The 13,991-nt window shown below is 49.6% G+C and carries 15 protein-coding genes; 4 read left to right on the plus strand and 11 right to left on the minus strand.

Annotated elements, in window-relative coordinates:
- Positions 1 to 18 precede the first annotated feature (18 nt).
- From L3D05_RS00950 to L3D05_RS00970, 5 genes are all read right to left on the minus strand, one after another.
- The gene (locus L3D05_RS00950; protein ID WP_239613785.1) at positions 19 to 852 is read right to left on the minus strand and encodes a carbohydrate ABC transporter permease; all 834 of its coding nucleotides are present in this window, start codon (positions 850 to 852) and stop codon (positions 19 to 21) included.
- A 2-nt stretch (positions 853 to 854) separates the two neighbouring features.
- Positions 855 to 1,730: a carbohydrate ABC transporter permease gene (locus L3D05_RS00955; protein WP_239613787.1), complete on the minus strand. Its 876-nt coding sequence runs from the start codon at positions 1,728 to 1,730 to the stop codon at positions 855 to 857.
- A 98-nt stretch (positions 1,731 to 1,828) separates the two neighbouring features.
- A complete protein-coding gene (locus tag L3D05_RS00960) occupies positions 1,829 to 3,154 on the minus strand; it encodes an ABC transporter substrate-binding protein (RefSeq protein ID WP_239613789.1) in 1,326 nt (441 codons plus the stop codon).
- A gap of 127 nt (positions 3,155 to 3,281) precedes the next feature.
- Positions 3,282 to 4,895 carry a response regulator transcription factor gene (locus tag L3D05_RS00965; protein ID WP_239613790.1) on the minus strand — a complete coding sequence of 538 codons (1,614 nt, stop codon included), beginning with the start codon at positions 4,893 to 4,895 and terminating at the stop codon, positions 3,282 to 3,284.
- The gene (locus L3D05_RS00970) at positions 4,888 to 6,693 is read right to left on the minus strand and encodes a cache domain-containing sensor histidine kinase (protein WP_239613792.1); all 1,806 of its coding nucleotides are present in this window, start codon (positions 6,691 to 6,693) and stop codon (positions 4,888 to 4,890) included. Before L3D05_RS00970 ends, L3D05_RS00965 begins: the two co-directional genes overlap by 8 nt.
- A gap of 336 nt (positions 6,694 to 7,029) precedes the next feature.
- On the opposite strand from L3D05_RS00970, the gene L3D05_RS00975 reads away from it, so the two are divergent.
- Positions 7,030 to 8,490, plus strand: coding sequence for a helix-turn-helix domain-containing protein (locus tag L3D05_RS00975; RefSeq protein ID WP_239613794.1), 1,461 nt, complete (start codon positions 7,030 to 7,032; stop codon positions 8,488 to 8,490).
- 308 nt (positions 8,491 to 8,798) lie between these two features.
- Here L3D05_RS00975 and L3D05_RS00980 read toward each other — a convergent pair whose 3' ends face one another.
- Genes L3D05_RS00980 through L3D05_RS01000 form a run of 5 tightly spaced genes read right to left on the minus strand, consistent with a single transcriptional unit; the run spans position 8,799 to position 10,533 of the window.
- Positions 8,799 to 9,182 carry a spore germination protein GerPE gene (locus tag L3D05_RS00980; protein WP_239613795.1) on the minus strand — a complete coding sequence of 128 codons (384 nt, stop codon included), beginning with the start codon at positions 9,180 to 9,182 and terminating at the stop codon, positions 8,799 to 8,801.
- Positions 9,179 to 9,409 carry a spore germination protein GerPD gene (locus L3D05_RS00985; RefSeq protein WP_305037391.1) on the minus strand — a complete coding sequence of 77 codons (231 nt, stop codon included), beginning with the start codon at positions 9,407 to 9,409 and terminating at the stop codon, positions 9,179 to 9,181. Before L3D05_RS00985 ends, L3D05_RS00980 begins: the two co-directional genes overlap by 4 nt.
- Positions 9,402 to 10,067 (minus strand): spore germination protein GerPC, encoded by a 666-nt coding sequence (gene gerPC / locus L3D05_RS00990; protein ID WP_239613797.1) that lies wholly within the window; start codon positions 10,065 to 10,067, stop codon positions 9,402 to 9,404. The genes L3D05_RS00985 and gerPC overlap by 8 nt, the downstream gene beginning before the upstream one ends.
- Positions 10,068 to 10,081: 14 nt before the next feature.
- Positions 10,082 to 10,297, minus strand: a complete 216-nt coding sequence (locus L3D05_RS00995) for a spore germination protein GerPB (protein WP_239613799.1) — start codon at positions 10,295 to 10,297, stop codon at positions 10,082 to 10,084.
- Entirely contained in the window at positions 10,297 to 10,533 is a 237-nt protein-coding gene (locus tag L3D05_RS01000) for a spore germination protein (protein ID WP_239613801.1), read from the minus strand. Before L3D05_RS01000 ends, L3D05_RS00995 begins: the two co-directional genes overlap by 1 nt.
- 204 nt (positions 10,534 to 10,737) lie before the next feature.
- Here L3D05_RS01000 and L3D05_RS01005 point away from each other — a divergent pair, with 204 nt between their 5' ends.
- The 3 genes from L3D05_RS01005 to L3D05_RS01015 all read left to right on the plus strand — a co-directional run bounded on the left by L3D05_RS01005 (position 10,738) and on the right by L3D05_RS01015 (position 13,598).
- Positions 10,738 to 11,199: a hypothetical protein gene (locus L3D05_RS01005; protein ID WP_239613803.1), complete on the plus strand. Its 462-nt coding sequence runs from the start codon at positions 10,738 to 10,740 to the stop codon at positions 11,197 to 11,199.
- 72 nt (positions 11,200 to 11,271) lie between these two features.
- Entirely contained in the window at positions 11,272 to 11,469 is a 198-nt protein-coding gene (locus L3D05_RS01010) for a hypothetical protein (protein WP_239613805.1), read from the plus strand.
- A gap of 158 nt (positions 11,470 to 11,627) precedes the next feature.
- Positions 11,628 to 13,598: a glycoside hydrolase family 3 protein gene (locus tag L3D05_RS01015; RefSeq protein WP_239613807.1), complete on the plus strand. Its 1,971-nt coding sequence runs from the start codon at positions 11,628 to 11,630 to the stop codon at positions 13,596 to 13,598.
- Between the two features lie 62 nt (positions 13,599 to 13,660).
- On the opposite strand, the gene L3D05_RS01020 is transcribed toward L3D05_RS01015, so the two are convergent.
- On the minus strand, positions 13,661 to 13,897 hold the full coding sequence (locus tag L3D05_RS01020) for a hypothetical protein (protein WP_239613809.1): 237 nt from the start codon (positions 13,895 to 13,897) through the stop codon (positions 13,661 to 13,663).
- Positions 13,898 to 13,991: the final 94 nt, after the last annotated feature.

The raw sequence follows: 13,991 nt of genomic DNA on the forward strand, positions 1-13,991 counted from the left end.
TAAACATCGGGGCTTTTATTATTCCTTGACCGCTCCAGCGGTAATTCCCGAAAAAACGTACCGTTGGAGGAACAAGTATAGCAGCAAAGTCGGAATCAATACGATAAGGATGGCTGCGGACAGTTGCTCGAAGCTAGAAGCTCTTTGCCCTACGAACGACATGAGGGAAGTCGATAACGTATGCAGCTCTTTGGAAGGCATGTACAAATACGGAATATACATATCGTTCATAATATCTACCGCTTTAATGATGCCAAGAGTTGCGGACGCCGGCAACAGCAATGGAAACAAGATGCGCGTGAAAATACTGATGTAGGACGCTCCGTCGATCATTGCGCTCTCATCCAGCTGCGAAGAAATTTTCTCGATGAATTGCAGGAAGATGAAAATTTGCAACAGATCGGTTCCGGCGTAAATGAGGAGCGGCGCGCCGAGCGAATCATACAAACCGAAGCTCTTGATGATCTGAAACCGCGCGACTTCCGTCGTGTAGAAGGGAACGACCATGGCGACGATGAACATGCCCATGATTACCTTCTTGAAGCGAAAATCGAAACGATTCAGAACATAGGCCGTCATCGCGCCGAGAATCGTGTTCAAGATGACGCTGACCAAGACGAGTATGCCCGTATTTTTGAATCCGATCAGCATGTTTCCTTTTTCGAACGCCGACTTCAAATTATCGAAGCTCCAAACTTTGGGCAAAGCGAGAGGGGAAGAGTTCATTAGATCCCCGGGCGACTTGAAAGCCGTGAAGACGTTGATCAGGATCGGAAAAAGAACGATCGCGGTGATGAATGCGAATAAGAGATACAGTAGAGGCAGGGAGCGGGTTTGATAGTTATGCTTCATGATTAGTCCCCTTTCCCTTTGAACAATTTGCCCTGGAAGTAACTGAACACGATGATCATCAACATAAGAATGATGGCGAGCGATGAAGCAAGTCCGTAGTTGTTGTATTTAAATGCCGTTTGGATGGTATATACCGTAAAGGTCGTACTCGCAAGCCCCGGACCGCCTTGGGTCATCAGGAACGGAATATCGAACACTTGCAAGGCGCCCCGGACGTTCAAGAACAGGACGATCTCCATCACCCGGGAAATGCCCGGAAGCGTGATGTGCACGAATTTTTTAAGCGGGCCGGCACCATCGATCGTAGCGGCTTCGTACAAGTCGTTCGGGATCGATTGCAGCCCGGCGAGAAACAAGATAACGTGCAAACCGCTGAATCTCCACAAGGAAACGACTATTAGCGAATAGTTCACGACACCTTTGTCGCTTAGCCAGTTTTGAATCCAGCTTTCTAATCCGATGGACTCGAGCAACGAGTTAATCGGGCCGTTGATCGGGTTGTAGAGGAAGCTGAACAAGTAGGCGACGGCAACGCCGTTCAAGATATAAGGCATAAAAACGATGGAGCGGAAGAAGTTGCTTGCCCGCATCTTGTTATTCAGGAATACGGCTATCATGACTTCTAGCGGAATGAAGATCGCATGGATCCCGAAATATAAGAAATTGTTCGTTAACGCCTTCCATACATCCGGATTTTTGAATGCGGCGATATAATTTTCTAGTCCAACGTAATGAAAGCTTTTGCTGATTCCGTTCCAATCCGTTAAGCTGAATTGCAGCAATCGAAGCGATGGATAGAGCAGGAATAGGAGAAGCAAGCTGACCGGTATGAACAGAAATGAGACGATAACCAGCTTCTTTTGCAAAGAATAACTCATTCCACATCCCCTTAATCATTGGGAGAAAGCCTCTTGCGAGACTTTCTCCCGTCGTAATGGTTTCTTATATGTGTATAGAGGCTAGCGGTTGAGCTTCATTATTTGGAAGCTTTGGCTTTCGCCCATTTAGCGTTCAGATCGGGCAGGATTACATCTACTTTTTTTCCTGCCATCATGTCTTGGCCGATCGCCTTAACGTCTAATTGAATGGCGTTCGTAATTCTTGTATACTCCGCGTCACCCGGAATGTAACTGAATGCTTCGTTCTTGTTGTTTGCGAAGAACGAGTTCAGGAACGGGACGTTAGATTCCACGCCTTCGAACGTGGATACGAGCTTCTGGGCGTCGATGTAAGTTTGATAAACGTCAGGGGAGAAGAACCAATTCAGGAACGCTTTAGCTTCTTCTTGTTTAGCCGAGCCGTTCGTAATGCCGTAGAAGTGATCGGTGAACATCATGAGCTTAAGCGGTTCGCTTTCCGAATCGCGGTAAGGCATCGGGAACGCGGCCAAGTCGTCGATATTGCCGACCTTGGACTCGTAAGTAGGCGCGAACCATGATCCGGCGGCAACGACTGCTGCCTGCTTGGAAGAGAATAAGTCGGTTGCTTGATCCCAACTGATGCCTAGCGGGTCTGGTCCCATGACGTTGATGGAGTACAGCTGCTCAATTTGTTTATAGGCTTTATGGAACGGCTTGCCTTCGGAGAAAGGTTGATCGTCTTTAGCGATATCGCTTAAATAGCTTTCGGAACCGGATACGATTTGCGGAAGAAATTCGTTGAACGGATAATCCGGCCAAGCGTCCTTGCCGCCCATTGCGTACGGGATATATTTGCTGTTTTCTTTGATCTTAGACAGAACGTCGAGGAACTGCGGCCAAGTCGTCGGCACTTGCAAATTCAACTCTTGGAAGATGCTCGGATGGTAATAGACGAGTTCGGGAAACGCCATCATCGGCACCGCGTATACTTTGCCGTCTATCGCGAATTTATCGGCGTATTTATTTTTGGCTAGATAAGCTTCTCCATCCAGCGGGAGCAACTGCTCTTGGAAATCGTGCAGCCAATTCGGCTTGAGTCCCATAATGTCGGGGAGCTCGTTACCCGTCGCGCGGACCTTCATCGCTTGAAGATAATCCCCGTCTGATTTGAAAGTTTCCAATTCCACTTTTACGTTCGGTGCGACCGCGCTGTATTCTTTGACTTTTTCATCGAGATAAGTAAGGAAATCATTGTTGACGTCCCAGATCGCCATCTTCAACGTTACTTTGTCTTTTTTGGCCGTTGTCGAAGCTGACGGCGATGCTACCGGAGATGAAGCGGATGATGCGCCTTGTTCATTGTTGCCGCCGCATGCCGTAAGGACGGTGAATGACGCCAGCATCGCCGTCAGCAACACTGTGATCTTTGACTTTCTTTTCATCTTTGTAAACCCTCCCATTTGGTGTATGTAATCGCTTTCGAAAGTGATTGTATCGAGAATGACGGCGCTTTCATATGAACATCCTTGTTCTTTTTTTCTCTCTTTTTATCCTCGATATTGGAGGGGGTTATTTGGATAATCGTTCTTCCCGATATTCCAGCGGCGTTTTTCCGGTTACTTTTTTGAAAATTTTGCTGAAATGACCCTGATTCGGATAACCGACCTTCTCGGCGATTTCATAGATTTTCATTCCGCTGCCCATGAACAGGATCGCCTGTTCTACTCTTTTTCGCGTCACGTATTCGACGAACGTTTCTCCGGTTTCCTTGGCGAAGATTTTACTGAGGTAGCTTTCGCTGATTCCAACCGCCTCGCTGGCGCTCAGTAAGGAAATCGGTTCCTGATAGTGGCGGTCGATCCACTTTTTAACCTTTTCCACTAACGGAGGCGAATTTTCCTGGATTCGTTTTTTGGGATCGATGTTGTCGAAGACGGATTGAATCAACGATCGGAATCCAATGTTCAACTGGCCAACATGCTCGTAATAAGCTAATCGTTCGACGGGTGATTCTTGCTCGCCTAGGCTATCCCAATTAAGTCCTTTGGAATAAAGCAAGGAGCTGATTTCCCACAACAGCGCTTGATAGACGTGTAACGTCTTCTCGACGGGAACGCCGCAAGCGTTGGCGAGAACGTCCATGCCATTATCCAGCTTCTTGCACCAATCCGGATTGCCGGTTTCCAAATCGCGCAAGAGCTCGGGTACGTTCCAGACTTTATTGGGCAAGGTATTGGGATAAACGGTAACGTCTTCTTCGAAATAAGCTCGTCCGGATCCGAGATAAAATTTGGCATCCGCCCACTGTCTGGCCAGCTTATGCTGTTCTCCCCAGGAGGAATAATGGGCGCAAACCCGAGAAATGCCTAGAGTAATCTCGACATTCATATAGTCGCGGATATGGCGAATGATTTTGTTCGCCATATCGGCCATCGTTTCCCGCGTTTGCAGTTGTCCGATTTGTCCGGGGATACGGAATAGCAGGGCGTACTCCCGCGCGTCGATGCGGGCGACTACGGAATCCAACCGGTAAACGTCCGCGACCTGGCGAATGGAGTGGGAAATCAGACGGCTTCGCTGCGTATCCAAATCTCTGTCCGTGGGAGGAGAGTGTCGATCGATAAGCAAGCAAAATAAGATGTGACGCGAACCCTCCAAGGACAGCAGCCATTCAGAAATCGCATTATCTTCCCGTGAAGGGGCGCTTGCGGATAGAATCAGGGAACGCAGCGTTTCTTTCTTCAGTTGGTCTATGCGTGCGAGGCTTTCTCTTTGCTGCCGTTCCTGAATGTCGTTAGCTTCGCTTATCTTTCGAACCGTCTTCAGAATGACTTCCCCTACATGCTCCGCGTTCAGATCCTCCTTGATGATGTAATCGTATGCTCCGTATACGAATGCCTGGCGAACGTACTCGTATTGGGAGTATGCGCTTAGTATAACTACGGCTACTTTCCGTCCTTCTTCCGAGTCCCTAAGTTTCTTTAGAAATTCGATGCCTGACAGTATGGGCATCTGAATATCGACGATGACCAAATCGATGCGCAGCGGTGCGATCATCCTTAACGCATCCTGCCCGTTGGAAGCCTCGCCGACGATTTCGCATTCGTAATCGTCCCAACGGATGAGTTCCCTTAAGGCGAGCCTGTATATCGGCTCGTCGTCTACGATCAATACTCTAAGCATGCCCGACATCCCCTCTAAGATTAGGCAACACGACCGTTACGGTCGTGCCCTCATTTTGTTCGCTTTCTATCGTGATCCCGTAAGCTGGCCCGTAGTTCAATCTCAACCTGTCATGGACGTTCTTCAATCCGATGCCGTTAAAGCTTTCCTGAACGTTGGATTCCTTGGAATCCAGCAGTTTTCGCATCAGCTCGGGGTTCATTCCTCTGCCGTTATCGCGAATGACGATTTGGCAATCCATTCGACGGGTTTCTCCCGACACTTGGATGAGGCCTCTCGTTTCTCTTTCGTGAAGCCCGTGAATAATGGCGTTTTCAACGATTGGCTGCAGCAACAGCTTCAGAATTCGGATCGAACTCGTCTCGGCATCGATATCGTATCGGATGTCGAACTGGTCGCCGTACCTAATTTTCATGATCTGCACGTAATAGTCGAGCAACTTGATTTCTTCCTCCAACGTTGTATACATCCCTCCGCGGTTAAAGGCGGAAGACAAAAGCTTGGTCAGAGCTTCGGTCATTTTCTGGATATTGACCGCGTTCGAAATGCTAGCCATCAGCTTAATCGTATTTAAAGTGTTCAGCAGGAAATGCGGGTTAATCTGCGATTGAAGGGAGGCGATTTCGGCTAATCTCTTCTGGGTTTCTTTGTCTTCGATTTCTTGGATCGACGACTTTAATTGCGATACCATCTCGTTAAACGTTACTCCAAGCACGTAGGTCTCGACGGGGCCGGATTCCTTGATCTTAGCCTTGAGGTTGCCGGCTTTAACGGAGGCCATTTGATTGACGAGCGATCCGATCGGTTTCACGATGCTTCGAACAAGTAAATAGGAGACAAGCAGGAACACGATCAGTCCGGCGGCGGACAATAATAAAATCCGTTTATACATGGTGTTGATCTGTTTAACCATATTGCTGTACGAGTACACCTGAATGTACTTAAAACCTTGGTCGGAGGATCGGTAGACGATGAACGATTGCTTGCCATCGATATTCTCTACGTAATTACCGCTCGTCCCTGTAAGCGCTTGCTTAAAATGCGGATTTTCGCTAATGCCATCTTTCATGGCTTCCTCATTCGTCGAAGCGACAATGGAGCCCGAAGCGTTCAGTACGAAGCTATCTCCGGCATCGGAAACTTCGGTTTTGAGGAGGTTGGTGATTTCGGCCGCGTTAAAAACGAAGTAGATCATTTCCACTTGGAAGAAAGCCATGCTGTAATTGGGTGCTACCGCGACGCTGATGTAGTTATCGTTATCGTTATCGTTGAACATGCCCGAATTCGTCTCGGCTCCCATGATATGTACTTTGTTTTTATTTTGAAGCACATCGCGATACCAGCTTTGAGCGCGCATCTTAGTCTCGTCGATCGATAAGTTTTGTTTGTAGCTCGCCGCTCCTTGTTCGTTAAAAGTGAACACGACGGAAAGAACGTCGGGAGTGTAGTGAAAGTAACTATGCAAATTGGATTCGAGTTTCCTGCTCAGTTCAAGCTGGTCCTGTTTAGATTCGGAGAAATGGGCGGAGGAAGCTGCAGTAATCATCCCGCGGTCGTTAGCGATCGTCGCGATCGTATTTTTCATGAGTCGCAGCTTATCGTCTACCGTATACGAGATTTGTTCCAGCGTCTGCATAGCTCGGGATGTCGCGTTATCCAATAAAATCGTATTGAACGATCTGACGGAATAGCTAGCAATCAACGTAATGGGAAGAGAAATCATGATGACGAAAGAGACGATTAAGAGTGTGGAAATTTTCCACCTTCTCCGATAAGGGGATGACGGCAATGGCAGCAACGGGATTCCTTCTTTCCGTTAGGTCAACTGTATTAATTGTTTACAATAGCACTCTCCCGTTGTTTTCGACAAGTGATAGGGAGCTGCTCGAAGGTTGACTTCGCGGAAAAGTAAGTTTTGTAACCCGTTATAATGTGTCATCTCAAGTCAAGTATTTCGAGTGATCCAACCATAGTAGGGAAAAACAACACAATTTACTCCATATTACTAGCGGAATACTATAAAGACTTTCACCTATTAATGTAATATTATATTACATAAGAATGCCAAATTACTGTTACCAATCAATCGCGTTATATAAAATGACTGATGGGCATAGAAGAAGGAGGCAGCCTTATGGCCATAATTCCGCGCACGGAAAAGCTCCAGGATAGCCATTCGGAAGACAGCGGGGGGGCCGTCCTAGGCATTCATAAGATCAGTCCTAAGGACGGAGTGCCGTCCGAGAATATTGCAGATGCGGAGAAGCAGGGTGTTCCCCTGTTGGAGATTCCGGGCGACACCTCGCTATCCTCAGCGGTAAAAATGGTCATGGAAAGGGTTCTGGCACAGGAAACGTCCCAGCTTGCGGACCTGCAAACCCGAATACAGAGCATGGCGCGTTTGCTCTTGGAGGGAAACGGGCTCTATGCTCTCTTGGATGCGATGGAGGATTTGCTGGACAATCCGGTAGCGGTCGTACGGGAGAACGAGAAGGCTTGGTTATCCAAAAGCTTAAGAAGCACGGAACCGACGGAGGTATGGCCGCTTCTTCAATCACTCACGTTCCGTCAAGTAGGGAGAGGCTCCAGTAACGGATTCATGCACTTGCAGAATGCTTATCGAACCTATGTGAATCAGATTCCGACAAGGAAGATGAAACAGGCTTGTTTGGTTCTGGTTGAGCGCAACCGGGATATCCAGCCGATCGATGCGCTCAGCGTGGATCGCCTTTCTTCGCTCGTGGGACTTGAACTCGCTAACGTGGAAGCGGTTCGAGAAGTAGAAGGCAAATACCTCGACCAATTTCTGCAGGATTGGCTCTCCGGCAAAATCGTCTCGCAGGCGGATTGGAAGCTGAGGGCGGACGTTTGCGGTTGCTTGATCGCGGAAGGAACTCCGATGTGCGCGATTCTAGTCGGCTGGCGGACACCCGAGACGCCCGAGAAGCTGAGAGAAGTCGCGCGGCGACTTCGGTCGGAGAGGCTTCGGTCCGTGGACGGCTTACTGGCTGCGCAGATCGGCGATGATCTTGCGCTGGTTGTTCCGATCGTCCCGACCCTGCCTGCGGGAGCCGAGAGGGACGAAGTAGCGTCGCAATTCATTCATAGATTGTTAATGGAGCTTCGTATATTGCTGGGAGATCGCGAACTGATCCTTTTTGCGGGCAGGGTTACCGAGCGTACGGACGGATTACAAGGAAGCTGGGCTCAGGCGAAGAGGTCACGACAGGTAGCGGAGGTGTGCAGGCTTCCTGGTGAAGTCGTCGCTTATGATCGGCTCGGAGTGTACTCCTTGCTCTATTTAATTCCGTCCGGAGAAGAGAGAGAGCAATTTCTAAGCCGTTTCGCCATTCCGCTTCAGCAAGCGGACCGTAAGGGGGGCGGACGGCTAGTGGAGACATTAGAGATGTTCTTCCAGTGCAACGGCAACATTAAGCTCACTTCGGAAAAATTGTACGCCCATTATAATACGATCGTGTACCGTCTGGAGAAAGTCCAATCGATTCTAGGCGTCACGTTGGACGATCCTGAAGACAGGCTTCAATTGCATTTAGCGTTGAAGCTCGGCCAGATTACGCCGGGGACATCCGGTTAGCTCCACATAAAAACACCTTGCCAGTTGGCAAGGTGTTTTTATGTGGAAAGATTAGTCGATTAGTAGCCAGCCCGAAGAATGATGACCAAGAGGACGAAGAGAACTAAAGCGAAAGCAGCTACACCCATGCCTCCGACGTGTGTAGGTCCGCATCCACAACCTGTTGCTGCACCTGCAACCGGATAACCCATTGTTGAAAACCTCCCGTGTTCTTATGTGATGTGATGGCGAATCACAATGTCAGCATATGGCGGGGGACACTCGGAATCCTGTACGTTTGTACCGGGAGGACAAATATTCCGTATTTTTCAGCCACTCGATAGTTTATTGAAGTTGCGTATGTGCTTGATTCTAGAAACGCCTTGCAGAGGACCGCCATTTCCTACTTGCAACAAGGAGGAGGCGGATACGCCAAGCGCTCTGACCGACCCGACGCGAATAGAAGGAAACGAAGACCAGCTTTGGAAATCCACTGTTCCGCACGGCAGCAACGTTAGCTTAGGGAGACCGAAAATCCGGTACGAGGCGAAGCGAAATTCGTCTTCTATGTTATTTGGAACCGCGCGCTGGATCGCCAACGCCTTGGAAGTGAGGTTGTTATTTTTGCCGTCTCCCAGATGCACGATGCCGGAAGAACTAACCGTATTTACGAAAAGCCAGCCTAATGTTGTGCTTCTGTATTCGATGCTCATTCGAGATCCTCCTCCGGTGGGGCAGGGAGAGGCGCTAGCGGACCGACGATGACGGACTCTGGCGGTGTATCGAAAAACGAATAGAGCGTGATCGATTCGGTGTCGCCGAGAAGGAGTGCCGATGAGCTCGAAACGCCCACTAGGCATATCGAACCTACGTTCACAGGTCCATTGTTAACGGTTAAGCGATAAGGGAGCGGCGCTTGCATGTTGGTGGGATTACCCATTCTGATCATCCTTTTTCAGTTGTTTGCCCAAATAAGCCGAGAATGCAGCTTGAATATCCCGGCGGGTTTTATCCTTGACCGACTCGTTCCAATTTTTCCGTTCTTCATCCGTCCCTTTGTCCGGATAGTCAATCGTCTTCGCATAGTAGCGCACCCGATCGTTCAACTGTTTGTTCACGTCATCCAGTATCGTTCGGCGATGCTCTTCATCCAGCGTAATCCCGAATTGCCGCTCCATTCCTATAAGAATCGCAGGAGCTTCTTTGATCATATATTCATTCATATCTTTCTGCAGCGCACGAATCGGGAGATTAGCCTCCTCGGTCTGCTCCGTATTTACGTTCCAGCAAACGGGATTAGGCGTTTCGAATGATTCGATCCCCTGGACGCCTTGCGGCGATATTCCAACGTTCAGCGTACCCTCCAGGCGATTCACTTTTAATTGGTCAAAGTGGTATTCGACGTGCAAGGGCTGTTTGTTTCTGACTTCATCTAGTTGCTTCTGCACGTTAGCTAGTTGTTCGGTCAGCTGTTGAAGCTTTACCTCGGTTTGATAAAGCCGCTGGCACCACTCCGTCCAGTTCAGTGCAACAGGAGCTTGCGGCTGCTGTTGATATACGCTGTTCCATAGATAGGGCTGTTGCATCGGCATCTGCATCGGAGACCCCTCTTTCAGGTTGGATTCGGAAGCGGCACGAGCGATAAAGCGCTGCTTACTTCGCCCAGCTCATTCAGCGAGGGGGCAGGTCCCGTGAAACCGCCAGTATTGTATAGCTGGGATAACGCTTGGATGCTGCCTGCGCTTCCGATTTGGAGCACCGAGGAATTGGTCACGCCGTCTACCCGAAGCTGACCGATCGTTATGGTCTGATTTATATTCCAATTCATTAGATGACCCCCGAGTTTCCAACGGTGTTTTCCGAGGAATCTTGAACATCCGGATCGTTCGTAATCGTCGCGCTAACCGCATTGTTGCTTCTAGATAGATCCCCCGTAATGAAGGAACCGGAGCCTGCATAGGTTTTGGAGGTGCTGGACGGAGAAATTTGGATCGTATCCCCGAATTGAACGACGCCGCTGCCGCCAACGCTAAGGATTTTGACATTGCCGATGATGCATGGCATGGGCATAACGACTCCTTCGCTTTAGGCTCTCTGAACAGTGTATGAAGGCGATAGCCCAGAGGTTCATCCGAAGCTCCCTAAAACCCAACCCTGCCGCGCACAGGAGGGATGGTCCAATCATATGCTGGTGAATAGAGTCTGGGCGATGGTACTCGAATCTGCTTGCATGACGCGTGCCATTTTGCCGTTGGAGGGAATAGGATCATGAGCTCGTTTTTCGACAGCGGACCGCTTCCGGATTGGAAGGACATTCGGAAGTGGCTGGGCAAAGACATTCCATGGAAACTAGCGGAAAATTGGGATCAAGATAACGATTCGAATTGGTTGAATCAATATATTAAAGAGATTATGCAAAACTCCAGATCGACTGCGCGGGTTCAAACCAAAACCACGATTCAGATGGAAACGAAGCAGAATGCCAAAGTCGTCGCCGTCACCTTGCGGATTTCCCCCGAGATCGATCTCAAGCAGGTCCAGATTTTCGCGACCTCCGATCGGCTTAAGCTTACGGGATTGCCAGGCGATAAAACCCGCGCGTTTCGGTTGCCTTGCTCAGTGTACGCTCGTTCCGGCAAAGCGGTCATGAAAAAAGATCGGGAGCTCGTTATCCGCTTTAAACGCAGACCCCCAGAAAAGTCGGAATATGAATTGTTTATCCAGTCGTAAATCGGTATAATGCTATTGGAAGCAAGAGTCGGCTTGATTAATTGTAGATGGTGCTCGTAGGGGGTATGGAAAATGGGTGAGGTCGATGTAACGGAGGTATCTCCCGAATTGTTCATTACGGGAATTATCTTCATTATGCTGATCGGTTCATTCTTAAGCTTGGGTGTGTTACGTTTCTTTCAGTTGAGAAAAAAACAAGGCGGCATGTTCATGGGACTGTCCGCGCTATCGTTCATCATGCTGATCGTCGTTACGAACGCTTGGTTCTAATGAAAAGTTAGCGCAAGGCTAAAAGCTGATCTTTGCGGTCGTCTGCGACCGAAGGGACAGCTTTTTTTGTCATGCGTGATATGTGATTGCCGAAGGTATTCCTTCTGTGTTACAACGAATGTAGAAAACGTTTTACAGATCAGAGGAGGATGACGCCTTTGCCGCATTTTAATAAGGGACCTCGTTATATCGCGGTATCGATCGGAATTTTACTTATCGCTATTATTGCCATGTTAATCTGGAGAGCTAGCGCGAACGTAAACGAGCAATCCGGACCGGAAACGGAAAGCCGAATAGTGGCAGCGTCTTCAGCGACTGTGCAATCGACGCAGGCACCTGATTCTCCGACGTCAACAGGACAGTCGACAATCGACTTCGGTTATCGCGATGCGACGTTACCGACGGAGCAAAGGGTAGAGCTTCTGATTCGCCAAATGACACTGCCGGAGAAGCTTGCTCAGATGGTACAGGCGGAACGGAAAACGATCACGCCGGAGGAAATGACGGAATACGGCGTTGGTTCGATTCTTAGCGCGGGAGGCTCCGCGCCTTCTCCGAACGATCCGTCCGCATGGCTGGAGATGATCGACGGTTTCCAGCGAGCGGCGTTGCAAAGCCGATTAGGGATTCCGATGTTATATGCGATCGATGCCGTACACGGCAATAACAACGTATACGGGGCGACGTTGTTTCCTCATAACATTGGCCTGGGTGCAACCAGAGACGCGGATTTGGTCAGAAGGATCGGGGAAGCGACGGCTCTCGAGCTTAGAGCAACAGGAATCCCTTGGAATTTCGCGCCTTGCCTATGCGTGCCCGAGGATGAAAGATGGGGGCGTACCTATGAAGGCTATGGTGAAACACCGGAGCTCGTCGCCAAGTTAGGCGCGGCATATGTGACGGGGCTGCAAGGAGCGCCAAATTCGAACGATTGGCTAGGGGATCATCGGGCGATCGCGACGCTTAAACATTGGATAGGCGACGGGGCGACGCAAGGCGGAATCGATAGGGGAGATGCGGAATTGTCGGAGGATGAGCTGCGGCAGCTTATCGCGCCTTACGCCGCAAGTATCGAAGCGGGGGCGCAGTCCGTCATGGTTTCGTTCAGCAGCATTAACGGGGTGAAGATGCATGGCCATACTACCCTGATTAATGGCGTTCTTAAGGGTCAGTTAAGCTTCAAGGGAATCGTTGTTTCCGATTATAACGGGATAGAGGAAATGGAGCCTGATTTCACTCAAGCCGTCAAGAGGGGAGTGCTTGCGGGCATCGACGTATTCATGCAACCGGACAATTGGAAGGGATTCATAAACACTCTACAGCAGCTTGTAGAGAAAGGCGAGGTGCCCGAGGAACGGATTGACGATGCGGTTCGCAGAATATTAAGGGTGAAGTTCGAGTCCCGTTTATTCGACAATCCGATGGGCGATTTTTCATTAGCGAAAGAAGTAGGTTCCCAGGCTCATCGTGAATTGGCGCGCGAAGCCGCGGCCAAATCGCTCGTGCTTCTGAAGAACGACAAGGGTACATTGCCGCTGGATAAGAAGCTTAACAAAATCGCGGTCGTCGGCTCCATGGCTGACGATATCGGAGGACAAAGCGGAGGTTGGAGCATTCAATGGCAAGGTCAGCTTGGAGAGATTACGCCGGGAACGACGATCTTGCAAGCGATCGAACAAGCGGTTTCGCCCGAGACGATCGTGGCATACGACCCTGCCGGAACCGACGTTAAAGGGGCGGATTCCATCGTCGCCGTGCTCGGTGAATCTCCTTATGCCGAAGGTGCTGGAGATAGTCAAGAACTTCGACTCAGCAAGGATGACATTGAGCTGCTAAACCGGATAAGTAAATTCGACGTTCCGATTACGGTTATCCTGCTATCCGGTCGCCCGCTCATTCTGACGGATGAACTAAAGAAGATGGACGCTCTCGTTGCCGCTTGGCTGCCGGGAACGGAAGGGAGCGGTATCGGCGATGTTCTGTTCGGTGATCGTCCATTCACGGGGAAGCTACCGATCACATGGCCGCGTTCGATTGACCAAATCCCGATAGCAACGAAAAAAGGTACGGGAACGGAGCAAAAGCCGTTATTCGAATACGGTTATGGACTAACGACGACAACGAATTGAAAACTGCCCCGGTCGCACATGGAGGATGCGACCGAGGCAATTTAGGAAGTGGAACGGTTTTACTAGCGTTTTCTCATGTTTGAAGTGCGAACTCCGCCATGGCCTTCCTCGAAATCGCCGCAGTACACATCTTTGACGGAAACGGTCGTCACATGATTATAAACCGGAACACAATGGTGGCGTCTAACGACTTCGATCTGATGGATAACGTCGACCTGTTGAGGATGGAAGTAATCTTCATACACCGTTTGCGGGGGATCGAAAACCGCTTTCCCTTTGCACTTAGGACAATCTGACATTCTTATCATGCTCCTTCCTCGGGATGTTGTACATTATACGAGTAATTTATCCATATGAACTGTTCTAAAGCCTAAAGGGCTCGCCCACTTCAAG

The sequence above is a fragment of the Cohnella mopanensis genome (genome assembly GCF_022352055.1).
GTDB classification, from domain to species: domain Bacteria; phylum Bacillota; class Bacilli; order Paenibacillales; family Paenibacillaceae; genus Cohnella; species Cohnella mopanensis.

Coding starts and splice junctions, on each gene's coding strand:
- L3D05_RS00950 (WP_239613785.1), bottom strand. CDS start 852: ATGAAGCATAACTATCAAACCCGCTCCCTGCCTCTACTGTATCTCTTA.
- L3D05_RS00955 (WP_239613787.1), bottom strand. CDS start 1,730: ATGAGTTATTCTTTGCAAAAGAAGCTGGTTATCGTCTCATTTCTGTTC.
- L3D05_RS00960 (WP_239613789.1), bottom strand. CDS start 3,154: ATGAAAAGAAAGTCAAAGATCACAGTGTTGCTGACGGCGATGCTGGCG.
- L3D05_RS00965 (WP_239613790.1), bottom strand. CDS start 4,895: ATGCTTAGAGTATTGATCGTAGACGACGAGCCGATATACAGGCTCGCC.
- L3D05_RS00975 (WP_239613794.1), top strand. CDS start 7,030: ATGGCCATAATTCCGCGCACGGAAAAGCTCCAGGATAGCCATTCGGAA.
- L3D05_RS00980 (WP_239613795.1), bottom strand. CDS start 9,182: ATGAGCATCGAATACAGAAGCACAACATTAGGCTGGCTTTTCGTAAAT.
- L3D05_RS00985 (WP_305037391.1), bottom strand. CDS start 9,409: ATGGGTAATCCCACCAACATGCAAGCGCCGCTCCCTTATCGCTTAACC.
- gerPC (WP_239613797.1), bottom strand. CDS start 10,067: ATGCAGATGCCGATGCAACAGCCCTATCTATGGAACAGCGTATATCAA.
- L3D05_RS00995 (WP_239613799.1), bottom strand. CDS start 10,297: ATGAATTGGAATATAAATCAGACCATAACGATCGGTCAGCTTCGGGTA.
- L3D05_RS01000 (WP_239613801.1), bottom strand. CDS start 10,533: ATGCCATGCATCATCGGCAATGTCAAAATCCTTAGCGTTGGCGGCAGC.
- L3D05_RS01005 (WP_239613803.1), top strand. CDS start 10,738: ATGAGCTCGTTTTTCGACAGCGGACCGCTTCCGGATTGGAAGGACATT.
- L3D05_RS01010 (WP_239613805.1), top strand. CDS start 11,272: ATGGGTGAGGTCGATGTAACGGAGGTATCTCCCGAATTGTTCATTACG.
- L3D05_RS01020 (WP_239613809.1), bottom strand. CDS start 13,897: ATGTCAGATTGTCCTAAGTGCAAAGGGAAAGCGGTTTTCGATCCCCCG.